Here is a 203-nt window from a genome sequence, read left to right as displayed (position 1 = left end):
AGCGAGTACGCCACCCGCCCCGACACGACACTCGTGGCGTTGCCGGTGAGCACGTAGCCCTCGGTCTCCTGCGGCCAGTGCGCCGTGGCAGGGAGGTAGTCGCTGTTGGTGGCTCCGATGTAGGTGCCGGTGCGGCTGCCGCGCAGCGACACCGGGTCGATCCCCGCCCGCTCCAGGGCCTCCCACGCCGTCTCCAGCAGCAC

At 71.9% G+C, this 203-nt stretch carries 1 protein-coding gene; it reads right to left on the bottom strand.

Translation table 11 applies throughout. The annotated features are described in order from the left end of the window. A partial coding sequence (locus LP52_RS25435) for a beta-ketoacyl synthase N-terminal-like domain-containing protein (RefSeq protein ID WP_202966175.1) occupies window positions 1-203 on the bottom strand: 203 nt, incomplete at both ends.

The sequence above is a fragment of the Streptomonospora alba genome (genome assembly GCF_000826685.1).
Classification (GTDB): Bacteria; Actinomycetota; Actinomycetes; order Streptosporangiales; family Streptosporangiaceae; genus Streptomonospora; species Streptomonospora alba.
Note: the sequence above shows the minus strand (reverse complement) of the source record. Positions and strands in the feature narration are given on the sequence as shown.